19 protein-coding genes and 3 pseudogenes are annotated in these 23,914 nt (G+C 70.6%); 12 read left to right on the top strand and 10 right to left on the bottom strand.

The genetic code is table 11. The features are described from left to right. The first annotated feature begins 67 nt into the window (after positions 1-67). The 3 genes from phnA to IE260_RS38680 all read left to right on the top strand — a co-directional run bounded on the left by phnA (position 68) and on the right by IE260_RS38680 (position 3,952). The gene (phnA, locus tag IE260_RS38690; protein ID WP_189880590.1) at positions 68-1,312 is read left to right on the top strand and encodes a phosphonoacetate hydrolase; all 1,245 of its coding nucleotides are present in this window, start codon (positions 68-70) and stop codon (positions 1,310-1,312) included. A 124-nt stretch (positions 1,313-1,436) separates the two neighbouring features. After that, a complete protein-coding gene (locus IE260_RS38685; RefSeq protein WP_189880589.1) occupies positions 1,437-2,750 on the top strand; it encodes an MFS transporter in 1,314 nt (437 codons plus the stop codon). A 68-nt stretch (positions 2,751-2,818) separates the two neighbouring features. Further along, the gene (locus IE260_RS38680; RefSeq protein ID WP_189880588.1) at positions 2,819-3,952 is read left to right on the top strand and encodes a TIGR03364 family FAD-dependent oxidoreductase; all 1,134 of its coding nucleotides are present in this window, start codon (positions 2,819-2,821) and stop codon (positions 3,950-3,952) included. Between the two features lie 55 nt (positions 3,953-4,007). Here the strand turns inward: IE260_RS38680 and IE260_RS38675 are convergent, their stop codons facing one another. Then, positions 4,008-5,465, bottom strand: a complete 1,458-nt coding sequence (locus IE260_RS38675) for an aldehyde dehydrogenase family protein (RefSeq protein WP_189880587.1) — start codon at positions 5,463-5,465, stop codon at positions 4,008-4,010. Between the two features lie 455 nt (positions 5,466-5,920). Here IE260_RS38675 and IE260_RS38670 point away from each other — a divergent pair. Then, a pseudogene (locus tag IE260_RS38670) lies at positions 5,921-6,052 on the top strand (IS5/IS1182 family transposase); the annotation flags it as partial. 9 nt (positions 6,053-6,061) lie between these two features. On the opposite strand, the gene IE260_RS38665 reads toward IE260_RS38670, so the two are convergent. Continuing rightward, on the bottom strand, positions 6,062-6,961 hold the full coding sequence (locus tag IE260_RS38665; protein WP_189880586.1) for an aminoglycoside phosphotransferase family protein: 900 nt from the start codon (positions 6,959-6,961) through the stop codon (positions 6,062-6,064). 268 nt (positions 6,962-7,229) lie between these two features. Between IE260_RS38665 and IE260_RS38660 the strand changes: the two genes are divergently transcribed. Next, positions 7,230-7,688, top strand: a complete 459-nt coding sequence (locus IE260_RS38660; protein ID WP_189880585.1) for an SRPBCC family protein — start codon at positions 7,230-7,232, stop codon at positions 7,686-7,688. A gap of 19 nt (positions 7,689-7,707) precedes the next feature. Here the strand turns inward: IE260_RS38660 and IE260_RS43290 are convergent. From IE260_RS43290 to IE260_RS38645, 3 genes and pseudogenes are all read right to left on the bottom strand, one after another. Further along, positions 7,708-7,917: pseudogene (locus IE260_RS43290) on the bottom strand (hypothetical protein); the annotation flags it as partial. Positions 7,918-8,538: 621 nt separating this feature from the next. Further along, a complete protein-coding gene (locus IE260_RS38650; protein WP_189880583.1) occupies positions 8,539-8,775 on the bottom strand; it encodes a chaplin in 237 nt (78 codons plus the stop codon). A 586-nt stretch (positions 8,776-9,361) separates the two neighbouring features. Further along, a complete protein-coding gene (locus IE260_RS38645; RefSeq protein WP_189880582.1) occupies positions 9,362-9,541 on the bottom strand; it encodes a hypothetical protein in 180 nt (59 codons plus the stop codon). Between the two features lie 133 nt (positions 9,542-9,674). On the opposite strand from IE260_RS38645, the gene IE260_RS38640 reads away from it, so the two are divergent. From IE260_RS38640 to IE260_RS38630, 3 genes are all read left to right on the top strand, one after another. Then, on the top strand, positions 9,675-10,430 hold the full coding sequence (locus tag IE260_RS38640) for an IclR family transcriptional regulator (protein WP_229881740.1): 756 nt from the start codon (positions 9,675-9,677) through the stop codon (positions 10,428-10,430). 186 nt (positions 10,431-10,616) lie between these two features. Next, positions 10,617-11,873 carry an MFS transporter gene (locus IE260_RS38635; protein ID WP_189880578.1) on the top strand — a complete coding sequence of 419 codons (1,257 nt, stop codon included), beginning with the start codon at positions 10,617-10,619 and terminating at the stop codon, positions 11,871-11,873. 443 nt (positions 11,874-12,316) lie between these two features. Further along, a complete protein-coding gene (locus IE260_RS38630; RefSeq protein ID WP_229881739.1) occupies positions 12,317-14,974 on the top strand; it encodes a SpoIIE family protein phosphatase in 2,658 nt (885 codons plus the stop codon). An 817-nt stretch (positions 14,975-15,791) separates the two neighbouring features. On the opposite strand, the pseudogene IE260_RS38625 reads toward IE260_RS38630, so the two are convergent. Both IE260_RS38625 and IE260_RS38620 read right to left on the bottom strand, forming a co-directional pair. Continuing rightward, positions 15,792-16,288 (bottom strand): annotated as a pseudogene (locus tag IE260_RS38625) (transposase); the annotation flags it as partial. A 97-nt stretch (positions 16,289-16,385) separates the two neighbouring features. Then, a complete protein-coding gene (locus tag IE260_RS38620; RefSeq protein ID WP_189880574.1) occupies positions 16,386-16,772 on the bottom strand; it encodes a hypothetical protein in 387 nt (128 codons plus the stop codon). Between the two features lie 197 nt (positions 16,773-16,969). On the opposite strand from IE260_RS38620, the gene IE260_RS38615 reads away from it, so the two are divergent. Beyond that, entirely contained in the window at positions 16,970-17,968 is a 999-nt protein-coding gene (locus IE260_RS38615) for an ArsR/SmtB family transcription factor (protein WP_189880573.1), read from the top strand. Positions 17,969-18,114: 146 nt separating this feature from the next. Here the strand turns inward: IE260_RS38615 and IE260_RS38610 are convergent, their stop codons facing one another. Together IE260_RS38610 and IE260_RS38605 are read right to left on the bottom strand one after the other, a co-directional pair. Beyond that, entirely contained in the window at positions 18,115-19,146 is a 1,032-nt protein-coding gene (locus tag IE260_RS38610; RefSeq protein WP_189880571.1) for an ankyrin repeat domain-containing protein, read from the bottom strand. 604 nt (positions 19,147-19,750) lie between these two features. Continuing rightward, the gene (locus IE260_RS38605) at positions 19,751-20,200 is read right to left on the bottom strand and encodes a universal stress protein (protein WP_189880569.1); all 450 of its coding nucleotides are present in this window, start codon (positions 20,198-20,200) and stop codon (positions 19,751-19,753) included. Between the two features lie 288 nt (positions 20,201-20,488). Between IE260_RS38605 and IE260_RS38600 the strand changes: the two genes are divergently transcribed. Next, on the top strand, positions 20,489-21,067 hold the full coding sequence (locus IE260_RS38600; protein ID WP_189880567.1) for a dihydrofolate reductase family protein: 579 nt from the start codon (positions 20,489-20,491) through the stop codon (positions 21,065-21,067). Here IE260_RS38600 and IE260_RS38595 read toward each other — a convergent pair. Further along, entirely contained in the window at positions 21,049-21,759 is a 711-nt protein-coding gene (locus tag IE260_RS38595) for a helix-turn-helix domain-containing protein (RefSeq protein WP_189880565.1), read from the bottom strand. The two genes, IE260_RS38600 and IE260_RS38595, sit on opposite strands and share 19 nt — an antisense overlap. Before the next feature lie 169 nt (positions 21,760-21,928). Here IE260_RS38595 and IE260_RS43285 point away from each other — a divergent pair, with 169 nt between their 5' ends. Next, positions 21,929-22,609: a transposase gene (locus IE260_RS43285; protein ID WP_189880564.1), complete on the top strand. Its 681-nt coding sequence runs from the start codon at positions 21,929-21,931 to the stop codon at positions 22,607-22,609. Between the two features lie 271 nt (positions 22,610-22,880). Further along, positions 22,881-23,696, top strand: coding sequence for a S1 family peptidase (locus IE260_RS38585; protein ID WP_189880562.1), 816 nt, complete (start codon positions 22,881-22,883; stop codon positions 23,694-23,696). Positions 23,697-23,914: the final 218 nt, after the last annotated feature.

Genomic DNA, 23,914 nt, shown 5'->3' with positions numbered 1-23,914 from the left:
ATGGAAGCACGGGACGGCGAACGAGGCCGCCGTCCCGGCTCCTTCGACCTCAGGGGTGGATCCGCACATGACCGAACCGCTGACAGTGAACGGGCGCCGCTACCACCGGCCCCGCCGGCCCGTCGTCGTGGTCTGCATCGACGGCAGCGAGGACGCCTACCACGAGCGGGCCGTCGCGGACGGCCGCATGCCCTTCCTGGAGCGCATGCTGCGCACCGGCAGCGACTTGCGCGCGGACTGCACGATGCCGTCCTTCACCAACCCCAACAACCTGTCCATCGCCACCGGCGTCCCGCCGTCCGTCCACGGCATCTGCGGCAACTACTTCTACGACACCGTCAGCGGCACCGAGGTCATGATGAACGACCCCGAACTGCTGCGCGCCCCCACGCTGTTCGCCGCCTTCTCGCAGCAGGGCGCCAAGGTCGCCGTCGTCACCGCCAAGGACAAACTGCGCCGCCTCCTCGGCAGCGGCCTCGTCGACGGGATCTGCTTCTCCGCCGAGAAGGCCGACCAGGCCACCGAGGAGGACAACGGCATCGGCAAGATCCTCGCCCGGACCGGCATGGACCTGCCGTCCGTCTACAGCGCCGAGCTCAGCGAACTGGTCATGGCCGCCGGGGTCGACATCCTCGACAAGGAACGCCCCGACCTCGTGTACCTCTCGCTCACCGACTACATCCAGCACAAGCACGCACCCGGATCGCCCGTCGCCAACGACTTCTACGCCATGCTCGACCAGTACTTCGAGCGCATCGACGCCCTCGGCGCGGTCCTCGTCGTCACCGCCGACCACGGCATGAACGCCAAGGCCGACGGCGAGGGAACCGCCCAAGTCGTCCACCTTCAGGACGTCCTCGACGCACGTCTGACGCCGGGAACCGCCCGCGTCGTCCTGCCCATCACCGACCCGTACACCGTCCACCACGGCGCGCTCGGCTCGTACGCCACGGTCCACCTGCCCGACGGCGCCGACACCGGCTCCCTCTCCGCCCACCTCGCCGCCCTGGAGGGCGTGGAGGTGGTCCTCACCCGCGAAGAGGCGTGCGCACGCTTCGAACTGCCCGCCGACCGCATCGGCGACCTCGTCGTCATCGCGGAACGCAACACCGTGCTCGGGACCACGCCGGCACGCCACGACATCTCCGGCTTCACCGAGCCGCTGCGCTCGCACGGCGGACTGACCGAACAGAAGGTGCCGTTCCTGGTGAACGCCCCCGTTGCCGGACTGCCCGACGGGCACCGGCTGCGCAACTTCGACGCGTACTGGGTCGGCACCGCCATCGCGGCGGGGGAGCCGCTCACCGCCTGAACCGATTCCGACCCGCACACGACCCGGCCCCGGCGCGCCGCCGAGGCGCGCCGGGGCCGCGCCATGCCTGCTGCCGCCCCCCACGCCAGCCAATCCGCCTCACCACGAGGGACAGGACACAGCTATGGCCGACCTCGCACCACCGCATCCGCACCGCAGACCCCTGACCGGCACGACGGAGGCGGACGTCCTCCGCTGGCGCCGCCGGATCTTCGCCGTCACCTGGCTCGCCTACGCCGGGTTCTACTTCGTACGCCAGGCCTTCTCCGTAGCCAAGCTCGGCATCCTCGACGACCCGGCCGTCGACACGGTCCTCACCGAACGCGCCCTCGGCGTCATCGACGCCGTCTACCTCGCCGCCTACGCGGCCGGGCAGTTCCTGTGGGGCATGTGGGCCGACCGCTTCGGCCCCCGGGTCGTGGTCATCGGAGGCATGATCGGCGCCATCGCCGCGGCCCTCGTGATGGGCCTCAGCAGCGCGCTGCTCGTCTTCGGGGGCGCGATGGTCGTCCAGGGCCTCGCCCAGTCGGCCGGCTGGGCACCGCTGTGCAAGAACATGGGCAGCTTCTTCCCGGTACGGCAGCGTGGCCGGGTCCTCGGGCTGTGGAGTACCAACTACGCGTTCGGGGCCCTCGCCGCACCCCCGTTCCTGGGCTGGGTCGCGTACTCCCTCTTCGACAACTGGCACGTCGCGTTCCTCGCGGGCGCCGCGACCCTCGGCGTCGTACTGGTGGTGTTCGCGGCGCTCCAGAAGAACTCGCCGCGGGACGCGGGCGTCGCCGAGGAGCACGTACCCGGCGAGGAGCCGGGCCCGGAGCCGGGGCGGCGCGGCGGGCTCGCGCTCTACCGCGAGACGCTGCGCGACCGCATGGTGCTCACCCTCGGCGCCGCCTACTTCCTGCTCAAGCCCGCCCGTTACGCGATCCTGCTGTGGGGACCCGTACTCGTCAGCCGGCGGCTGCCCGACATCGACAAGGTCGGCGCCGTCCTCATCCCGATCGCCTTCGGGGTGGCCGGTGTGCTCGCCCCGATCGCCGTCGGCTGGGTCTCCGACCGGCTGTTCGCCTCGCGCCGCGTACCACCCTGCGTCCTGGCGCTCGCCCTGCTGACCGTGACCCTCGCGCTGTTCATGCCGCTCACCGCGACCGGCAGCATCCCGGTCATGATCGGTGTCCTCGCCGTGATCGGGCTGACCGTCTACGCCGCCGACTCGATGATCTCCTGCGTCGCCGCCGTGGACTTCGGCACCGACAAGGGCGCGGGCACCGCTGCCGGGCTGGTCAACGGCTGCGGCTCCGTCGGCGCCATCCTCGGCGGGCTGCTGCCCGGCTTCCTGTCCGGGGGCGCGCTGTTCACCGGCTTCGCCGGCGCCGCGCTGCTGGCCGGGCTGCTGATGCTGCCGCACTGGAACCGGCTGCCGCGCACGGCAGGCGTGTGAACTCCCTTCGCACGAACCCGCGTCACCCCGCGCCGTACCAGACGTACCGAGAGAGGAACCGAGACCTCATGACCGTCAACCAGGCCGACACCGTCGTCGTCGGCGCAGGCATCGTCGGACTCGCGCACGCCCTTGCCGCCGCCCGCCGCGGCGAGCGCGTGGTCGTCTTCGAGCGCGACGACTTCGCCGTCGGCGCGTCCATCCGCAACTTCGGGATGATCTGGGCCATCGGCCAGGAACGGGGCGCCGTCTACGAACGCGCGCTGCGCAGCCGGGAGATCTGGCTGGAGATCGCCGCCAAGACCGGTCTGTGGGCCGAACAGACCGGCTCTCTCCACCTCGCCCACCACCCCGACGAGGTCGCCGTCCTCGAGGAGTTCCTCGCCACGACGCCGGCGGCCCGCGAACGCGGCGTCACCCTGCTCACGGCCCAGGAGGCAACACGGCGCAGCGCCGTCGCCCGGCCGGACGGCCTGCTGGCCGCGATGTGGAGCCCGACCGAGGTCAACGTCGACCCCCGGCGGGCGATCCCCGCCGTCGCCGAGCACCTCGTCGCCGAGTACGGGGTCGACATCCGCTTCGGCACCACCGTGCGCTCGGTCGACCCGCCCACCGTCTCCACGACGGCGGGGGAGTGGCGGGCCGGGCGGGTCATCGTGTGCAGCGGGAACGACTTCGCGACCCTCTACCCCGACGTCTTCGCCGAGAGCGGCCTCGTGCGCTGCAAGCTCCAGATGATGCGCACCGGCGTCCAGCCCGGCGGCCGACAGCTCGGTCCGATGCTCTGCGGAGGGCTCACCCTGCTCCACTACGCGGCCTTCGACGGCCTCGGCGCCCGCGCGCCGCTCGCCGAACGGATGGCGGCCGAGCTGCCGTTCCACCGCGAGCACGGCATCCACGTGCTGCTCTCCCAGACCGCGGACGGACGGCTGACGATCGGCGACAGCCACGCCTACGGCACGACCCACGACCCCTTCGAGAACGAGGAGATCAACGAGGCCGTCCTCGCCTACCTGGCCACCTTCGCCACCCTCCCCGACGCCCGCATCACCGAACGCTGGACGGGCTACTACCCCTCCCTGCGGGACGGACGCACCGAACTCGTCGTCTCCCCGGAGCCGTCCGTCACCGTCGTCAACGGCGTCGGCGGGGCCGGCATGACGCTCTCCTTCGGACTGGCAGAGGAGGTCGTCGGCGCGTGAACGCGTGGAAGGGCCCCGGCAGGAAGGTCCTGCCGGGGCCCTTCGCCGTGCGCCGTCAGTAACCGATACAGGCCGAATGCCATGCGGTGTAGAACTCCCACACCTCCGGCGAGCACTCCGGCGGCCCGTACTGGGACGCCTTCGCCCCGGTGTGCGGCAGATGCGCGTACGCGCCGACGCCGGGACGGTTCACGTGCAGCATCCCCGCCTCGAACCGCTCCACCGCTTCGAACGCCCGCGACTGGGAAGCCGTGAACACCGTCCCGCTCATCCCGTATCTCACCGAGTTCGCGATGCGCATCGCGTCGTCGAACCCGTCCGCGTCGACGACGGCCAGCACCGGCCCGAACACCTCCTCCTGGGCGAGCTCGCTGTCCCACGGCACGTCCCGGATCACCGTCGGCTGCACGTAACACCCCCGCGGCAGCCCCTCCCGCTCCTCCGGGCCGCCGCCGCACAGCACCTTGCCGCCGTCGCGCTGGGCCCCGGCGACCGCCTCGAGCGCGGCGTCCCTGCGCACCGTGTTGACCACCGGGCACACCTGCGAGGCGGGGTCGTCACCCGGCCCCACCCGCAGGGCGGCCACCCGCGGCACCAGCCGCTCCAGGAACTCCTCCCGCACCCGTACGTCCACCACCGCGCGGCTCGTCGCACTGCACCGCTGCCCGGCCTGCCCGAACGCGCCGTGCACCACCGCGTCCACGGCACGGTCCAGGTCGGCGTCGTCGCACACCACGACCGCGTTCTTGCCGCCCAGCTCCAGCTGCGTCCGCAGGAGCCGGTGCGCGCCGCCGGTGTGGATCGCGGTGCCCACCGCGAGGGAACCGGTGAAACTGATGCCCGCGACGCCCGGGTTGGCGACGAGCGCCTCACCGGCCGCGACATCGCCCTGCACCAGGTTGAGCACCCCGTCGGGCACCCCGGCCCGCTGGAACACCTCCACCAGCAGCGCGGCCGTGAGCGGGGTGAGCGGCGACGGCTTCAGCACCGCCGTGCACCCCGACAGCAGCGCCGGTGCCACCTTCCACATCGGAATGGCGAGAGGGAAGTTCCACGGAGAGACGAGACCCACCACACCGATCGGGCGGCGGAAGGTGTACGCGAAGGTCCGCTCGTCCTCCGCGGGCGCTGTCACCCCGCCGAGCAGCCGCGCCTGGCCGGCCGTGAAGTCGAGAACGGCCCGCGCCCTGGCCACCTCGCCGCGCGCCTCGGTGAGCAGCTTGCCCTGCTCCCGTGTGATGACGGCGGCGAACTCCTCGGCGCGTTCGGCGAGCAGCGCTCCCGCCCGCGAGAGGTACGCCGCCCGCTCGATCGGACCGAGCCCGCGCCAGCCGGGCAACGCGGCCAGCGCCGCGTCGACCGCCCGGTCCACGTCGACGCCGCCCGATTCGGCGAACTCGCCGACGGAGTCGGTGAAGTCGGCCGGATTGATGTTCTCCCTGGTCTGTCCCGACTCGGCCGGGACCCACTGTCCGTCGATGAAGTTGAGCCGAAGGTGCTGTGACTGAGCCATGCCCTCCCCTTCGCTGGACGACGTCGGCACTGCTGCCGGACCCGGCCAGGCTCTCCGACGAAGAGGGCCGTCACAACGCGCGATTGCCGAATGCGGCCGATAGCCCCGGCCTATCGGGGCGTGTTCCCACGGCGGGAGGGGTCGGCCGGCCCTGCCCGGGGCGTGGCGATGCTGCCTCGTGGCCGGCTGGGACCAGCATGGGGGACACCACCCAATGGGCGACACACGACAGGAGAAACGGCATGGAGTGCGGTGAGTGGAACGCTTCGAGCGCGGGCCGACTTCGCCACCTGTGGTGACCCGGGCCGGCCTCCGGTCACCGCTGACGCCACCAGGTGAAGCACTGGGCCGTTCCGGACGGTCACCTGGCCGACGACGACACCTCCGACGGCGGTCGCAACATCGTGCGGCATGGGCGCATCCTGGCGGGCTCGGCCGACCGGCGAACTGGAGCAGAGCGGAGCCGACTCGCGTGGCTGCACGGCTTCCGCTGCCTGCGGAGCCGCTGGGAGCGGCGAGCCGAGATCCGCGAAGCTTTCCTCAAGCTCGCCGGCCGGCTGATCAGTCACCGGCAGCTACGGTCAGTGCTGCCGTTGTCAGCCGATGAGGGCTTGGGTGATCTGTCGGGTGGTCTGCGCGGCGACCCGGGGGCTGACGGCGGCGTAGGAGGTGTAGGCGTTCAGGCCGGTGGCCAGGGCCCAGCCACGCCCCCGCATCCAGGTGGCGTCGTCCACGCCGAGGGCGTCGCGGAAGACGGCTCGGCTGTCGGCCGACATCAGGGTGAACGCGATCATCAGGTCACAGGCCGGGTCACCGGTGCCGAGCCCACCGAAGTCGATGGCGGCGCTGAGGTGGCCGTCGACGGTCAGCAGATTGCCGGTGTGGAAGTCGCCGTGGAACCACACCGGCGAGCGGTCCCATCCGGGGGCGCTCAGCGCCGCGTCCCACAGTTCGGTCATCGCTGCTGTGTCGAACACGCTGTCGACCTTGGCGATGGCGACCCGCGTCGCGTGTTCCCGGTCGGACAACGGCTTGCCGGTGAGGTCGTCCCGGATGGTCTCGCCGGGGATGTCCTCGGGTGCGAACCGCTGTAGGGCGGCCAGGAACCGAGCCAGTTCAACGGCGGCCCTGGAGGAGTCGGCCAGTGCCTCGACGGTCGCCACCTCCCCGTCCAGCCAGCGGGACACCGCCCACGGCCACGGATAACCGAAGGCGGGGGCGCCCACCCCCACCGGTACCGGGATGGCCAGGGGGAGGTGCGGGGCGAGCCTGGGCAGCCACTGGAACTCCTTCCGGGCCTGCCCGATGGCTCCGGCATGGCGGGGCAGCCGGACGGACAGCTCCTCGCCCAGCCGGTAGATCACATGGTCGGAGCCGGCGGGGTTGAGCAGCCTCAGGGGCAGCCCCGCCCACTGTGGGAACTGAGTGTCGACCAGACGCCTGACCAGTGCCCCCTTGATCTGCGGGCGAGTGTCCGCAGTTCTCGCGGTTGCCAAGAGCAGCTCCCATGGCCGGCCCGCTGCGTGCGACGGGCAGTCGGAGCCATCACAGTGGTTCGCGGCCCGCCTGTCGACCGAATTTGCCACACCCGACAACCTCGTCGGAGCGGGGCCGGCATGCCGGCACCACGGCCGCTCGGTGATGCAACGGGACCCTCCGATCGATCAAAGGGCCGGATGCCGGACCGAAGGCAGTTTTGCGCCCGACGCTCCGGTAGGTGGCGTCCCTTCCGGGTACTCGCCGCAGCGTGAAAGGAGGTCCGCTATGAGCACCGTCAAGGAAACAGTGGAAGTCGAGGTTCCGGTCCACACCGCCTACAACCAGTGGACCCAGTTCGAGGAGTTCCCGAACTTCATGGAGGGCGTCGAGGAGATCACACAGCTCGACGACCGCCACAACCACTGGACCACCAAGATCGGCGGGACACGGCGGGAGTTCGACACCGAGATCGTCGACCAGCTCCCTGACGAGCGGATTACCTGGCGCACCACCAGCGGCGACATCCAGCAGAAGGGCACGGTCCGCTTCCAGCGCGTGGACGACACCCACACCCGGGTGGAACTGGTGATGGATGTCGAACCGAGCGGCGTCGCGGAGAAGGTCGCGGACATGCTGGGGACGATCGACCGGCGGGTCAAGGGAGACATGCGGCGCTTCAAGGACTACATCGAGCAGCAGGGGGATGAGTCCGGAGCCTGGCGCGGCCGCATCACACCCGGCTGAGCGCGGTCGACTCGGAGATGGTGCGTTCGACGATCCATCGGAAGGCGCCCAGGTCGGTGCCGTGTCGGGCCGTCGCCGGGGTCGTCCGACGACGTCGCCACCGCTGGAACCTTGTCGAGCAGGGGCAGAAGCTGGGTGATGTCGTTGCGGTTCCCGCCGGTCAGCGACACCGGACGTGGTGTTTGCTGCCCGGCCGTGCGGGTCGACCGGGCGGGCCCGCATTTGGGCCCTACGGGCGGCCGGACCGCTCCTTCAGCAGCACCATGTGCAGCCGGTCCGGCACCCGAGGCCGGCCCGCCACCTGCTTGGGGCCCGGATCCGGAAACAACGGCTCGATCAGCAACCACAGTTCAACGGAGATGACCCACAGCCACGACTGTCTCTACTCCACGCCGAGAGGCGGGAGGCGGCGGTCTCGCTCGGCTCGTCGCCCCCGGCCTGCGGTCCCAAGCCGGGGGTGGGTCCGGCGGGGCCTGCTGAAGGGTCGCACCGACAGACCGGTCCCCGGGTACCCACCTCTCGGTCTTTACGCAGGTCACGCCCAGACGTGGCTACAAATTCGAAAATCTTGCCAATCGAAGTCATGGCCCGCAGCAAACACGACTACTTCACCGTCACGCAGCAGGAGGGACGAGCACGCGTCTGGGGGGCGCAGGCCGGCGCCGCCCGGTGGGCTACCTCGGACTGCGGGCGATCCGGCACTGACGTTGGCTTTGGGTCGGTGCCGGAGTTCTTCCGTACCCGCTCGGTAATCGCCGCTGCCGAAGCTGGTGCCGGCCGCTCGCCGGGGATCGCCGCGACTTCTCCCGGTCCAGGTGGCCATCGGCGTGCAGGTCGGGTCAGCCGGGGCTCAGTTGTTCGTGCAGATGTTGTCGGTGGCGTGGTTGAGGGCGCCGACGACGTTGACCGTGTTGCCACAGGCACTGACGGGGACGTGTACCGGGGCCTGCACCAGGTTGCCACTGCCGATGCCGGGCGAGTTCGACGTGCTCCCGTCGGCGTAAGCGTCGGCCAGAGCCGTGCCGGCGCTCCCGAGGGCAGCGGCAACGGCCAGAACGGGCACGGCGAAGATGCTGGGCTTGCGCATGTTTTTCCTCCTGACGAGCCGAGTTGCTCGCGGAGGAGCCTTGCGGTGGGAGGCGTGCCGCAGCAACTTCCGTAGACCAACCGAGGGACCAAGATCCCCCTCCCCGGGTCGAAGGACTCGCCTCAAGTTGACGTCATGCACCTGTGGCCACCACCGACCCGGCGCCCGCGTCACCCTCACCGACGGGGAGATCGGCCCTCTGTGGACGAACTGGCGAGACCCCCAGTGATCGTCTGCCATGCTGCCGGTATGTCTCACCGCGCGCCTCATGCCGGCGGTTCTTGGACAGGGGTGTGCTCGGGAATTCGCGATGCGTGCGCAGCACGCAGGAGGCGATCGTGTGGAGAGGGTGGGATCGTCCAGCTCCTTGCAGTGTTCGCCCGCTAACGGACCGGCAGGAATGGGCCGGTTGACGGCGCTGGGCACCCCGTACACCGCTTGGGCGAGGACGTTCTCCAGCGAGCGGGGGAGACATCAGAGCCGAGCCCGGCGACGATCGGAGCGATCCGCGCCCCGGTGCGATCATGAGCGGGCGGCGCCGACTGATCAACCTCGGCTATCGACTCCCCGAGCCTCTTGCCGACGCCTAGGACGTCGTGCAGGAGATCGATGCCCGCTGCCAGCAGAGTGCGGCGAAGATCTCGGCGACCTCGCCGAAGAGATAGCGGAAGACATCGCTATTCCGGGCCCCGCCTTGATGGCCTGCTGTTGTGGACATGGCGTGCCGCCGCCGGGTGCGGACGACGATGTCAGGCATGACGATCACGGGGAGATTTTCCTGTGGAGAACACACGGCCGTTTACAATTCCTCTATGAGGAACTTCCCGGCACAGGCAGACGCGCCGAACGGCACAAAGGCGGGCACAGTCGCATCCGCTTCAACCGACTCGGCCACCGGCGTGCCGAACGCTTCCGGTGCGGGCCACGCCCCAGGCCTGGAATCCGTCGAGAACGCCCTGACGCTGCTGCTCCTGCTCCGTAAGAACGGCCGCCTCCGGCTCAGCGACGCGGCCGACCAACTCGGCGTCGCCCGCTCCACCGCGCACCGACTGCTCGCCACCCTGCGCGGCCGTGGTTTCGCGGTCCAGGGTGCCGACAGGGCGTACCGGCCGGGGCCCGCCCTCTATCACCTCGGCATGTCGCAGCGCTCCGAGTACGAACTCATCGAGACCGCCCGGCCCCACATGCTGTGGCTCAACGGCAAACTGGGGGAAACCGTGCACCTCGTGGTGCGCTCCGGGGCTGAGGCGCGCTTCCTGCACAGCATCGAAGGCACGCACGCACTGCGCGTCGGCAGTCGCGCGGGTGCCGTTCTGCCCGCGCATCTCGCCTCGGGTGGCAAGGCGCTGCTCGCCGATCTGACCGTGGCCGAACTCGCCGAGATCTACGGGGCCAAGGGCGACCAGGGCGAGGCGACGGACCCCGAGGCGCTGCACCGGCGGCTCGCCGCGGTACGCCGCCGGGGATACGCGATCAACATCGGCGACACCGAGCGGGGTTTGTCGGCGGTGGGCGCCGCCGTCCGCGAGCCCGGTGGGCGCGCCGTTGCCGCGCTCACGGTGTCGGCACCCTCCCTGCGTTTCACGCGTACGCACCTGGACGAGGCAGCGGTGGTGCTGCTGGAGGCGGTACGGCGAATGGAGGCAGCCCTATGACGTCCGATGCCCGTGCCGTGAGGGAGTAGTTCCGCTCTGCGGAACTGATGGCCTTCAATGGTTGCTCTCTGCGTAACCGCGCTGATTCCATCCGGTCACCGACAGGTCGCCCGCGCGGCGCCGGGGGACACCGGGGCGCGCTCACCGCGTCCTGAGGTTTTGGCTCCCCCGACAGGATGTGGCTGCATGACCATCGACGCTCAGGCTCCCGCCCACCACTCCTCCGCCCCTTCGCGATCACCGGCGGCCTGGGCGGTCGTCGCCCTGTGTACGGCGGCGATCACCGTGGAGGGGTTCGACCTCATCGTCTACGGCGTGGCGCTGCCCGCGATGCTCGGCGACGACGCACTGGGGCTCGACAAGTCCCTCGCCGGCACCCTCGGCAGCCTGGCCTACGTGGGCATGCTCATCGGCGCCCTGGTGTGCGGCACGCTCGCCGACCGGCTGGGGAGGCGCCGCCTCCTGGTGGCCGCGGGCACCGTCTTCACCGTGTTCACGGTGGCGTGCGCGCTCGCCGCGGAGCCCTGGCAGTTCGGCCTGTTCCGGCTGCTCGCCGGCGCCGGCATGGGCGGTGTGATGCCGTCCTGTGTCGCGCTGAGCAAGGAATACGCGCCGCGCGGCCGTTCCGCGCTGGTGGCAACCGTGGTGCTCGCCGGCATCCCCGTCGGCGGTGTCCTGTCCGCGCTGACCGCTACCACGTGGGGCGAAACCCTGGGCTGGCGCGGTCTCTTCGGCGTCGGCGGCGTCCTGTCGGCGCTCGTGGTCGCCGCCGCGTACTTCCTGTTGCCGGAGTCCCGGCCGCTTCCCGCCGCCGCGGCCATCGCCGCCGCTGTCGACGGCGGGCAGCGCGAAAGCGAGGCGGCCGGTGTCCGGACCGTGCTCTCCAGAGCCTATGCCCGGCACACCGTCCTGTTCACCGTGGGTAACTTCGCGGTCCTGCTCGCCTGGTACGGCCTGAACACGTGGCTGACCCAGCTGATGCGCGAGATGGACTATCCGCTCGGCTCGGCCCTGCGCTTCACACTGGTCCTGAACCTCGGAGCCGTCGTCGGCTCCTTCGCACTCGCCGTCCTTGCAGACCGGATCGGACCGCGAGTGGTCACCGCCGGCAGCGCCGTGCTTGCCGCGGTCGCCGTACTGGGTCTGTCGCAGGGCGGCAGCACGGCCGTGATCCTCGGCGTCACTGCACTCGCCGGTGTCGGCGCCCAATCGGCGCTGACGATGCTCAACGACTGGGTCGCGTCCAGCTATCCGGCCTCGGCCCGCGCCACGGCGCTGGGCTGTGTGTCCGGCTTCGGACGTGGCGGTGCGATCGTGGCACCGTTGCTGGGCGGCTGGATTCTGGACGCCGCGATGGGGCCGACCACTGTGTTCTACGTGTTCGCTGCGGCCGCGCTCGTGTGCGCTGTGGCACTGCTGGCGATCCCAGCGCGTCGGGGCTGACGGTTCGACGAACGTCAGGGTGCGGCGGCGGGCCTGTTCGCCAGATGGACCAGGCGGGTACCGAGCCTGTAGTGGGTGCAGGCGCGGAGCCCGCCCTCCAGGATGCGCGACGCGGCTGACCGACACGTCGTCCGGCCGGCTGGACGGACCCGGCCACCGCGTCTTGCCGCGATCGGAGCACGGTTCGCCGACCGCGGGAACGGTCTGGTCGCGGACGCCCTCATCCCTTCTCGTGCTGACAGACTGAGAAGATGGACGAGGCAAGAGGTTGCCGTCGGTTCCCGGCACCGGCTTCCCGCTTTTCCCGTACACGGATCCGGGGAGGGGTTCCTCCCCCGGAATCCGGGCCGCCGGTCCCATCCGCGGGCGGACGGGATGTCCCGCACCGGTCGCCCGGGCAGCGGCTGCGGTCCCTGCTGAGCCCACGCAGCGTCGCCGGTCAGGTGTTTCTCCTGCAGCTGGCGGTGGCCGTGCTGCTCATCGCCGCGACGGTGGTGGCGCTGGTGCTGCAGGCCCGGCACCAGAGCACGGAGGCGGCCCGCGCCGAGGTGGTGGCCGCCGGCGAGGCGTTCGCGAACTCCCCGGGCGTGGCGGAAGCCCTGGACGGCCCCGACCCGACAGCGGCACTGCAGCCGCGTACCGAGGCGGCCCGCAAGCGGTCCGGCGTCGACAACATCGTGGTGGCGACGCCGGACGGGATTCGCGTGACCCACCGGGACCCGGGACTCATCGGGAAACACGTCGTGGGCCCCTACAAGGCGGCGGCGCGGGGCAAGACCTTCACGGAAGTCGAGGTGGGTCCCCTGGGCCTGTCCGTGTACGCGGCAGTCCCCGTCTTCCGGCCGGACGGCTCGGTCGCCGGCATCGTGTCCCCCGAGATCACGGTCCAGAACGTGAACAAGGCGGCGGAACGGCAGCTGCCGATGCTCTTCGGCGCCGCGGCCGGCGCTTTCGTCCTGGCCACGGGCGGGTCGGCTCTGGTGACCAGGCGGCTGCAGCGTCAGACCCGAGGCCTCGGCCCGGTCGAGATGACCCGGATGTACGAGCACCACGACGCGGTACTGCACTCGGTCCGCGAAGGTGTGCTCATCGTCGGAGGCGACGGGCGGCTGCTGCTGGCGAACGACGAGGCACGGCGGCTGCTGGATCTGCCCCCGGATGCCGAGGGGCGCCAGGTCCGCGATCTCGGCCTGGCTCCGGACGTCGGCGAGGTGCTGGCCGGCGGGCACACGGCCACCGACGAGGTGCATCTGGCCGGGGACCGTCTGCTGGCCGTCAACGTCCGTCCCGTCGATCAGCGCGACGGTCCGGCGGGCAGCGTGGCCACACTGCGCGACACCACCGAGCTGCGGGCGCTGACGGGGCGGGCCGAGATCGCCCGGGAGCGGCTGCAACTGCTCTACGAGGCCGGGATGCGGGTCGGCACCACGCTGGACGTGGTGCGGACCACCGAGGAGCTGGCCGAGGTGGCGGTGCCACGGTTCGCCGACGTCGTCACCGTCGAGTTGCTGGACCCGGTCCTGCGGGGCGAGGAGCCGGACGGCGTGAGCACGGACATGCGCCGCACCGCCGTCGTCGGCCTGGAGGGCAACCATCCTCTCAGTCCCGTGGGGGAGCTGATCCACTTCGCCCCCGCCACCCCCATGGCTGCCGGCATCACACGCGGACACGCGGTCCTGGAGCCGGATCTGTCCTCTGCCGATGGCTGGCGCGCCCAGAACCCCGAGCACGCCCGCAAAGTTCTCGACCACGGCTTCCATTCGCTGATCACGGTGCCGTTGTGGGCACGTGGGGTGGTGCTCGGGATGGCCAACTTCTGGCGTTCGCAGAGCGAGCCGTTCGGACAGGAGGACGTGGCTCTCGCCGAGGAGCTGGCCGCCCGGGGCGCGGTGGCCGTCGACAACGCCCGCCGCTACACCCACGAGCACGCCATGGCGGTCACCTTGCAGCGCAGCCTGCTGCCGCAGGTCCTGCCCCAGCAGTCCGCTCTGGAGGTCGCTCACCGCTACCTGCCGGCCCGGGCCGGGGTCGGCGGGGACTGGTTCGATGTCATCCCGATGCCCGGCTTCCGGGTGGCACTGGTGGTGGGTGACGTCGTCGGCCACGGGCTGCACGCCGCGGCCACCATGGGCCGGCTGCGTACCGCGGTGCACAACTTCTCCTCCCTGGACCTGTCCCCCGATGAGCTCCTCAGCCACCTGGACGAGCTCGTCGCCCGCATCGACCACGACGAGGCCGCCGAGGACGAGGCGCGGCGCGTCACCGGCGCCACCTGCCTGTATGCCGTCTACGACCCGGTCACCGGGCACTGCACCATCGCCCGGGCCGGGCACCCGGGACCGGCCGTGGTGTATGCGGAGGGCAGCGTGGAGTACCCGGAGGTGCCCGTATCGCCGCCGCTGGGCGTGGGCGGCGGCCTGCCCGTCGAGACCGCCGAGTTGGAACTGCCCAGAGGCTCCCGACTGGTCCTGTACACCGACGGGCTCGTCGAGGACCGCCACCGCGACATCGACACGGGCTTGGACCTGCTGCGCACCGCTCTGGTCGGCGCCGCCGACCGCACCCCGGAGGAAACCTGCCAGGCGGTGGTCGATGCGATGCTGCCGGCGCGCCCCAGCGACGACGTCGCCCTGCTGGTGGCCCGGACCCGGCTGCTGGACCCGGAGCAGGTCGCGGACTGGGACGTGCCCTCCGACCCCGAGGCAGTAGCGCCGGTGCGCGCCGACGTCACCCGCCAACTCGAAGCCTGGGACCTCGACGATGTCGCCTTCGCCACCGAGCTGGTGATCAGCGAGTTGGTCACCAACGCCATCAGGTACGGCGCCGCACCGATCCGGCTCCGGCTGCTGCACGACCGCAACAGCCTGATCTGCGAGGTCGCCGACGGCTCCAGCACCTCCCCGCACCTGCGCCGGGCCAAGACCACCGACGAGGGCGGACGCGGGCTGTTCCTCGTCGCCCAGTTCACCCAGCGCTGGGGCACCCGCTACACCGGCCGCGGCAAGGTCATCTGGACCGAACAGTCCCTGCACGACAGCGCCGAAGCCGGCGGAGACCTCGGCGACCTTCTGCTGGATCAGTGGACCGACGCGGAGGTGTGACGCCGCACGGGTGCATGACGGCGCTCGGCCGCGCCGCACGGGTTCCGACGCCCATCGCCTATGCGCAAGGTGCACAGCCGGTCGTCGCTGCCTCCTGGGGACCGTGGACGAACCGACTCGTTCGAGAACGGCTGGCGCATCGAGGACTGGGAGAGTGGCGAGAAGGTCAGCCTGCCGGGCGGCCTGGTGGATCATCCCGCCGGTGACCGCATGACACTCTGGTGCACGCGTGCCACCCGCAACCAACGCACCCCACCCGAGACTGGCCACGGCCTCGTCAACAGGACGACCTGGAAGTGCGGCCCGGGCGGGTCCTGCTGTGCGACCTCTGCCTCCCTGCGGCGCCGGCGAGGTGGGCCGGCTTGGAGCTCCTGGTGCTGGCGGAGCTGCGCCAGCATCAGGGCGAGGCGCCTGCGGGGGCGCACGGAGACCACACCGATGGACAGGTCCGTCGCCGGCCCACGGCCCCGAATATTGCGTCGGCCCTCGACTGTGGCGGCCAAGGCCACGTAAATGGGCCGCTTGAAGACCGTGCTGTAAGCGACACCGAGCCTTCCCACGGCAACATCACGCAGCCGTCGTTCGTACCGGCCGTGCACTCGTTGAGAGTCCCGGCCGCACCGGCAGACCGCGGTTGTCGCCCGTACCCGCGTCCTGAGCACTACCTTGTCCGGCTGCCTCTCGACCCACCCCGATCAGCAGCGCGGACAGATGCGGAAACAGCGCCGAAAGCGCATTGCGAGAGCACGCGACGCGTGATCACTAACAGCCAGTGCGAGCCGTTCAACCGTCCGGATCGCAAGATCGGCGACAGAACCCGGATCTTCACGTGAATGGCGTCGATGAACACCGGATCCACCGCGTCGAGCGGGGAATTCCGCCAGACGGCCATGCCGTACATGACTATGTCGGTGATCGTCGAGATCGTCTGGCGGGAGACCCCGGCGCCACAGACATCCGACAGGTGAGCCTGGACCTCGCCCGCGGTCAGCGCTTTGTGACAGGGAGATGACCATCTCGTCCACGCCGGTCAGAAGCTCCTGCCGCTTCATGACGATTTGCGGGTCGAACGATCCATCACGGTCTCGCGGCACGGACATCTCTACCGGCTCGACGTCCGTCAGGACGGTCCTGCCCGGGTGCCGTCACGGTTGTTGCCGCCGTTCTTTCCGGCCGGTGTTCGGTGATCCTGACCTCCAGCGCGGACTCCAGCAGCCGCTTGGTCAGCTGCTGGAGCAGCCCGCCCTCGCCGGTCAACTACAGGTTCTCGGCCTGGGCGCGGGACACCAGCTCGTCGATCAGCCGGTCGTCCACCGCCTTCGCCGGCCATGGCTCTGCCGGCTCGACGGTCTCGGCCTCAGTCCCGCAAACAGCCGTTGAGGGGCTGCCTGCTGCTGAGTCGACAGGACCGTTAGCCGGCCCAAATGCCAGAGTTGTACGCGCCCGAGGCGAAGTGGAACTGGAATCGGGTGCCGTCTCTTACGTCGGTGGCCACCACGGTCCACTGACCTGCCGGTGCGTACTTATAGGAGTTGCACGTGCTGCCCCCTGACGTCGGGTAGAAGCACACCTCCACATAGGCGGACTGGTTGGGCTTGATGTTGATGTCGGCGCAGTTGCTCGTCGTGGTGAGTCGGCCTGTGCTGGGGTACCACCTGACATCTGCTGGTTTGGTGTACGACTTCGCGCTGCCGTAGCAGGACGTGACTGCGGCTTGTGTGGTCGGCGCGACCACGAGAGTGCTGCCGATGAACGCAGCGGAGAGCAGGCCTACGGTCAAGTGTTTGCGCAACTTCATTTCTCCCTTTCTCACATGCGGCAGTGAGCCGGCTTTCCCGTTGGTCCCGTGTCGCCATAGGCGGCTCCATCGGTCACCAAACTGTGGGCCATCAGCCTGCGCCGATCAGGCGCGCCGCCGCGACGTTTTGTGCCACGATTCGATCAGGTTCGAAGGGTTGTCGTCGCGGGACCGCGCGTCCGGACAGTGGGAGGGGCATGATCGAGCTCACCGTGGACGCCGTCGGACTCGCCCGGTCCCGCTTCGCCGTCTCGCCGTTGCACGAGGTCGTCGCGACGCTGTTGTCCTGGGGTCTGCAACCGGCCCCTGATGCCGACCCTTGGGTCGCCCGGGCACGGCGCGTGCTGCGCCGGGCCCGGCTGCCGCTGCTGTCCGAACTCGCCCTGGACGGGGCAGGGTATGTGCCCGACTTCCTCAGTCCGCACCCCACCGGGCCCTCGCCCACCGTCGAGGAGGAGCTGGAGCGGGTCCGGCGCACACCGCCCGAGCGTGTGCTGAGCGAGCTTGAGGCGTTACGCAACGGGCGGCCGCGTAACGGCCTCGCCGGTTCCGAACTGTCGACCGGCGTGCAGCGGGCCATGGCACGAGGTGGTGCACACGTGGCCCGGCAAGCCGCGGACGAGCTACGCCGCTACTGGGCGCTGGCCTTCGCCCCGCACTGGGAGGCCGCCAAGACCACACTCGACGCGGAGGTCGACCGATGCGCCGGCGTACTGGCCCGGCAGGGAGCGGCCAGGCTTTTCAACTCCCTGCATCCCGGCATCCGGTGGGCTGAGGGCACCCTGCGCGTCGAGAGCCAGTTCCGGATCGCGCTGTCGGTGCCCCTGGTGGTCGTCGTGCCGTCACTCATCGCACCCCGGCCGGCCGTGGCCGTGGACCCCACACGCGACGGAGGCCGGCCCCCCATGCTCGTCCATCCCGTGCGCGACAAGGCCATGGCCGGCACCATCGCTCCAACGGCCCCCTCCACCGAGATGGCCCAGCTACTCGGCCCCACCCGCGCCGGACTGCTCGCCGCGCTCACGCAACCGGCCTCCACCACGCAGCTGGCCGCACGTCACTTCCTCAGCCCCGCCACGGTCTCGTACCACCTCGGCGTACTGCAGCGGACCGGCCTCGTCGCCCGCACCCGATCCGGCCGATCAGTGCTCTACCGCCGCACCTCCGAAGGATCCCGACTGACAAAAGGCCGGTAGGTGGGGCGGGACAGGCTCCCGGGATCACCCGCCTGTCTTCAAAGGGCGTTGCAGAAGGCCGTGAACAGGGAACCTACCCTGTATTGGTCGGGGTGTTGATGGCTGAGCGGGTGGGGGCGGAGGCGTTTCACCGGACTGCAGGTGGATCAGTTCGGGGGCTGCTGAGGGCGGTCCTGCGTTCTGGAGCGGGGAACTCCACGCTTGGGGGCACGGATGAGCCACTGTTCGTCGATGCGCACCCCCGTGTAGGCGGTCATGAAGGCGAGGGCCCGTGCCTCGTGGGACGAGGCGTGTGCGTGGTGGCCGAATCGGTGCAGCCATTCCTCGGGCCAGGGGTCCGCGGGGTAGCCGGCGGGCTCGGACTGCCGCACTGTACGGCCGTCGGCCCAGCAGTACACATAGCAGGAGCCCTTCGGGTTGAAGAACACGGTGGCCAATCGGGTGCCCGCCGACATCCGGGCGCAGAGGGAGTCGGACGACGCCGCGGCGCCGATCAGCACCGCACCGCCGTCGCGCTGTGCCACCCACGCCTCGAAATCGAAGTCCGTCGGCGAGTGCTCAGGCTCGCCGTCGTCCTCGTCGTCGGCCCAGTCGGCGTGTGAATCCTCGACCATCGCCATGAAGGGGCTGTCCGTGAGCGGGCACCGCGCCGGTTCCCCACCGAGTCGCCTGATCAGCTCGTCCTCGTCGACGTCTGCGACGAACGCCAGGTCGAGTCCGGCCCAGTATCCCGCCCACTCATAGGAGGCGATCAACGCGTCCGCCCGAGTCTGCTGGTCCCGTTCCCTCACACTGATCGACGGCGCTCCAGGCAGACCGGCGAACAGGTCAGTGAGCGGCCCGTCGAGGCCCAGGTGGCCAGGAGACCGCCCCGCAATGGCAGGAAGCCACGGATCGGCCCCCGCCCGCAGCAGGGCTTCGGCAGCGCTCCGGTTGCCCCAGCGCACGGCTTCCCACAGAGGCGTCGCCCCCTCTGCGTCCGCCGCGTCGACGTCGGCCCCGTGCGCGACCAGGACGTCGACGACGTCACCCGGCGCCTCCGCGGTGACGGCCTCATGCAGCGGCGTCACACGGAGTGCGAACAACCGCGCGTTCGGATCGGCGCCTGCGACCAGCCGACGACGCACCTCGGCCGGATCACGCCAGTTGAGGGGAGTCATGCCCCACGCATCAGACATGTGATTCCTCTTCGACGGTGTCCGGGACCCGCTCACGAGACGACCTCATCCTGCAGACGAGGCGAGCCGGGGAAGTGGCTACAAGAGCGAAGGAACTCATCGGTTGTCCCTCAGAGGCGGGCCGGACGGTTGGTGGTGATCACTGGTGGACGGCACCATAGCCGGGAGGACTGACAATCCGGGCTCCTCATTTCTCCGGCCAACGTGGTCGCCGTGGCCGATGGCCCATATCTCCCCGTGTCGTACGGTCGTTGATCCCCGCGCCCGAAGGGCCGGGCCCGATCACGCCGAACACTCCACCCGGTGCCGTGCCTGGAGGACGCACAACCTCAGAGAACGGGCCGGGGGCACCGGCCCTGACGCCGCTGACCCGCACTTGCAGCCCTGAGAGCAAGTGGTGGCCTACTCCCGGCCAGCGGCCCTGGCGGGATGGCGGAACGAAGGCCGGCGTCCGACAGCGGTCGTCGGCAGCAAGGTGGATCTTTGTGTTCAGCAGGTCGCCGATCACGGGCAACGCCCTGACACGGCATCCTGAGCTGCCATCTCCTCGCTCTGTTCCGTCTTCCACCTCGTGAGCCGGCAGACGGGTGTCCGGTGCCCTGGGTCAATGGACGCGATCCTGCTCCTGACCCACCACTACCACTGGGCACGCCGCGTGCTGGGCGCAGCGCTGGCTGACCGATCCCAGCATGGCCCGGGCGAAGCCGCCCCGGCCCCGGCGGCCCACGACGAGGAGCTCGGCCCCCTCCGACGCCCGGATCAGCACCTCCGACGGGTCGCCCTCGACGAGGTGCTCCGTCAGTCCGGGAGGGCGCTCGCCAGGGAAGACGGCGCCCAGCTCTTCCGCGAAACGTTCCCGGGCCTGCTGCAGGTCGAAGTCGGGATCGATCGCCGGTCCGCTCCAGCCGCGGGAGGACGGCGTGTCCCAGACGTGGATCGCTTCCACGGCACAACCGGTGGTACGCGCGTAGCGGTCCGCCCACCGCAATGCCGCGTACGACGAAGGGGATCCGTCCACACCGACGACCACCCGTGGCCTCTCGGAGGATTCCATTGCCACCTCACTCTGCACTCGTGCGCCTGCGCAATCCACGCTGCCCGCACCCGCACCGCCGCGCCAGCCGGGGATGCGCCGATGGCGGTCAATGACCCGACGACCCGGAGACGGGTCCGACGCTGCTCAGCCACTGAGATGTGAAGAAGGACGTCCCCGAGGGCCGGCCGGTCGCGGCGGTGCTCCGGTGCGCGTTGTGAACCCGCTGTCGTTTTCGTCCAAGACAGCCCCGCGGCCGCCGATCTAGCGTGGACCCAGCAGCTCGCCCGAGCATGAGGAGACAGCATTATGCGTAACCTGGTCTACACCGGTTTCATGTCGCTCGACGGCATCGTGGACTCGCCCGGCGGCGGACCGGGGGAGGAGCACCGCAGCGGCGGCTGGGTGGTCAAGGACCTCGAGTTCGTCCCAGAAGCATGGTCGCTGAAGGGCGAGGAACTCGCCGACACGACGGCGCTGATGTTCGGCCGCCGCAGCTACGAGGCGTTCGCGCCGGTCTGGCCCGGCTCGCAGGACCATGCCGCATACAAGGAGTTGCCCAAGTACGTGGTGTCGACCACGCTGTCCGACGACGCCCTCGTCGACGGGTGGGGGCCGACGACCATCCTGCGCTCGACGCAGGACGTCGCCGCGCTCAAGGAGGGCGAGGGCGGCGCTATCTTCATCCACGGGAGCGCGGAGCTGGCCCGGCGGCTGTCGGACGCGGGCCTCATCGACCAGTACAACCTGCTCGTCTTCCCAGTGCTGCTCGGTGCCGGCAAAAGCCTGTTCGGCCGGGCCGACCGCGACAAGCAGATGCTGACGCTGCGGGAGTCGGAGAGCTACTCGAACGGGATCCTCAAGGTGGTCTACGACGTCAAGCGCTGATTCAGGTCGAGGGCGATCGCGCCGCCGGTGCCCTCACGCAGCTGCCTGGCAGTGCGCCCGACGTAGGAGCGTAGTGCCCGGGCCAGGTGCGGCTCGTCGAAGTAGTCGAGCTTGGTGACGACGTCGGCGGCCGGGTCGCCGGCCGCCAGCAGCTCCGCCGCCGTGCACGCCCGCTCGATCTGCCGGACGGCGCCCCGCGTCAGCCCGGTCGCGGCGCGGAACCGGCGTTCGACCGTGCGTCCCGAGACGTCCGGGCGGTGCCCCCGCAGCACCTCGGCGACGAGCGGGTCACGGGCCACCGTCCCGGCCCGGACGAGACGCTCGACCAGGGCCTCGGCGTCGTCGGGGCCGGGCGTCTCCCAGCGCGCGCCGTCCAGCCGGAACGTCCGGCGCGTGGTGTCGGGGAGCTCGACACCGCCGTCGACCAGCATCGGCGTGGGCACGGCCCGCAACGAGGTGCCCACGGCGAACTCGATGCCTGTGAAGGTCGCGCCCTCAGGCACCGGCGCCGTGCCGGTCCGGGTCTCGGGACCAGTGATGGCCGCGTACGCCCGGCCGTCCTGCTCCCAGAACACCAGGCCCCAGCGCACCCCTGCGACGGACGTCATCGCGGTGACCTGCTCGCTGGTGCAGGTCCACACGGTGTCGACCCACGGCGAGTCGGACCGGCGCGTCTCGAAGCGCAGTTCCACGGGCGCAGGATACGCCGCGGCGGAGTCGTACGGCAGCGTCCATCTCCCGCGGGACCGCGCCCAGGCGATGATCGCGGCGTACGAGTCCGGGTTCGTCTCCCCGGGCTGAATGTCTGGGACTGTCCGGCCGATCATGTGACTACTCCGTGCCCGAGTCGTTCCTGTGGGCATGGGGCGGGGTGATCTGGGTGATGCCGAGTGGGAACGGCTTCGGCCGGTCCTGCCGGTCAGCAACGGGCGTTGTGGCAGGTGGCGGGATCACCGGCAGGTGATCGACGGGATTCTGCACCGGGTGCGGGCCGGGGTGCAGCGATGTGATCTGCCTGGATGTTTCGAGCCGTGGCAGACCGTCTGCGAACGCCACAGCCCCGGCCCCGACCCAGGGGTCAAAAGGGACCAAACGGATCGGACGTCAGGACGAGACGCCGTGGCAGGGTCTCGTCGCCCGCCTGGTGGAGGTGGTGCGGGAGGCGAGGGCCTGGGCCGCTCGCGGGGCGGGTCCACCAGCAAGCCCCACCTGAGCGCGGACGGCCGCTTCCGCCCACTGTCGACGAGGTACTGGAAGACGCGGTGCTTCATGGCGAAGAACTCGTGCGAACCGTGCGTGGCCTCGCCGAGGCCCACCACTTTCGCGCCTCCGACCATGGCGCCCAGCGCCCGCAGGTCCGCCGTCGAACCGCCGGGATCCGTGCGGCACAGCGGGTTCGCGGCCCGCTCCAGGGAGCGTACGACGCCTGCGGGGGACGCGGGGGACGCGGGGGACGCGGGGGGTGCGCCGGGTACGAAGGGTGGGGACGGGGTCGCGGAAGCCACCGGGGCGGCCACCGCCGTGGCGGTGAGCGCGCCGTGAGCGCGAGCAGTTCTCGCCGGCCGATCGACTTCCTGTACCCGTGCATGGTGATCACTCCTCGTATGCGGCGGCTTCCCGAGCCGATGCAGTGATCTTCATGCGCTGCGGCGCGGACCGCGCTGAGGCCTCCCACCGTCCTGCTCCGGGGGTCGTCCCCCGCAACCGGCGGGGGAATGTCCCCACCGTCTCCGGGTGCCGGCCGGATGGTCCGGCCGGCCTCGGGACGAACAGGGTTGGAACATTCAGATGTACGAAGGAAGGGAACCCCTGGATGTTCAGCATGAAGTCGGTCCGCCGCCGGGCGGCCCGCACGGCCGCGGTCGGCACACTCGCGGTGGCAACGTGCGCCACGCTGATGGCCGGCAGCGCCGGAGCCATCGTCAACGGGACCGAGCCGACGGAGCACTACCCGTTCATGGCGGTGATCCCGGAGTCGGCGCCCGAGCAGGGGCTGTACGACGGCAACTGCGGAGCCTCGCTGATCGATCCGCAGTGGGTACTGACGGCGGCCCACTGCCTGCAGGGGGACGGGCTTCAGCTGGACGGCCTCGTCCGGATCGGCAGCACGGACCGGAAGTCCGGGGGGACCGTCCGGGCCATCGAGCGGACCTTCGTCCACCCCGGCTACGTGAACGGTGACGGGAAGGCCGCCAACAGGGACGACCTCGCCCTGGTCCGTCTGGACCGCCCCGTCTCCGAGAAGCCCGTCAGGATCGCGGAACGGGCCGGACGGCCCGGCACCCCGACCCGGATCCTGGGATTCGGCACCACCTCCGACACCGAACTGAAGTTCCCGGAGCGGCTGCGGGAGCTCCAGACGCGCCGGGGCGCCGAGACCGAATGCGCCCCCGGATACGCCGACCGGACCCGGCTGTGCACGATCAGCCGCGTGCCCGCGGCCATGGCGTGCTTCGGGGACTCCGGCGGGCCGCAGCTCCAGAAGGGCCGACACGGGCGGTGGGAGCTCATCGGAGTGACCTCGGGTCCGGGCACCCCCGGTGTCCCGTGCTCGGCGGGGCCGGGCCTCTACACCAGCGCGCCCGCGTACGCGGGCTGGATCCGGCAGACCATCAGGCGCAACTCCTGATCCCGGCGGTCGCCGGGCGTCGCACCGCAACCCCTGCGGCGCCCGGCGGCAACTGCGGGGCCCGGTCGGGCGCCTCGCGGAGTGGAGTCACCCGGGTGTTCACCGCGCTGATGGCCAGGTACCAGGCCCGAGGTCGTCCTGGCCGACAAGACATCCCACGCGGATAAGCGTCAAGCCGCCGCTGCTTGGAGCTCTGCTGGAGCCTGTGGGAAAGCGAT

This window comes from Streptomyces viridiviolaceus (assembly GCF_014650995.1).
GTDB lineage: Bacteria > Actinomycetota > Actinomycetes > Streptomycetales > Streptomycetaceae > Streptomyces > Streptomyces viridiviolaceus.
The sequence above is the reverse complement of the archived record's forward strand: the minus strand, read 5'-3'. Positions and strand labels throughout refer to the sequence as shown.

Excerpts from the sequence above, each read along its gene's own strand:
- phnA (WP_189880590.1), top strand. The coding sequence starts at position 68 with ATGACCGAACCGCTGACAGTGAACGGGCGCCGCTACCACCGGCCCCGC.
- IE260_RS38685 (WP_189880589.1), top strand. The coding sequence starts at position 1,437 with ATGGCCGACCTCGCACCACCGCATCCGCACCGCAGACCCCTGACCGGC.
- IE260_RS38680 (WP_189880588.1), top strand. The coding sequence starts at position 2,819 with ATGACCGTCAACCAGGCCGACACCGTCGTCGTCGGCGCAGGCATCGTC.
- IE260_RS38675 (WP_189880587.1), bottom strand. The coding sequence starts at position 5,465 with ATGGCTCAGTCACAGCACCTTCGGCTCAACTTCATCGACGGACAGTGG.
- IE260_RS38660 (WP_189880585.1), top strand. The coding sequence starts at position 7,230 with ATGAGCACCGTCAAGGAAACAGTGGAAGTCGAGGTTCCGGTCCACACC.
- IE260_RS38650 (WP_189880583.1), bottom strand. The coding sequence starts at position 8,775 with ATGCGCAAGCCCAGCATCTTCGCCGTGCCCGTTCTGGCCGTTGCCGCT.
- IE260_RS38635 (WP_189880578.1), top strand. The coding sequence starts at position 10,617 with ATGACCATCGACGCTCAGGCTCCCGCCCACCACTCCTCCGCCCCTTCG.
- IE260_RS38620 (WP_189880574.1), bottom strand. The coding sequence starts at position 16,772 with ATGAAGTTGCGCAAACACTTGACCGTAGGCCTGCTCTCCGCTGCGTTC.
- IE260_RS38615 (WP_189880573.1), top strand. The coding sequence starts at position 16,970 with ATGATCGAGCTCACCGTGGACGCCGTCGGACTCGCCCGGTCCCGCTTC.
- IE260_RS38610 (WP_189880571.1), bottom strand. The coding sequence starts at position 19,146 with ATGTCTGATGCGTGGGGCATGACTCCCCTCAACTGGCGTGATCCGGCC.
- IE260_RS38605 (WP_189880569.1), bottom strand. The coding sequence starts at position 20,200 with ATGGAATCCTCCGAGAGGCCACGGGTGGTCGTCGGTGTGGACGGATCC.
- IE260_RS38600 (WP_189880567.1), top strand. The coding sequence starts at position 20,489 with ATGCGTAACCTGGTCTACACCGGTTTCATGTCGCTCGACGGCATCGTG.
- IE260_RS43285 (WP_189880564.1), top strand. The coding sequence starts at position 21,929 with ATGGGGCGGGGTGATCTGGGTGATGCCGAGTGGGAACGGCTTCGGCCG.
- IE260_RS38585 (WP_189880562.1), top strand. The coding sequence starts at position 22,881 with ATGTTCAGCATGAAGTCGGTCCGCCGCCGGGCGGCCCGCACGGCCGCG.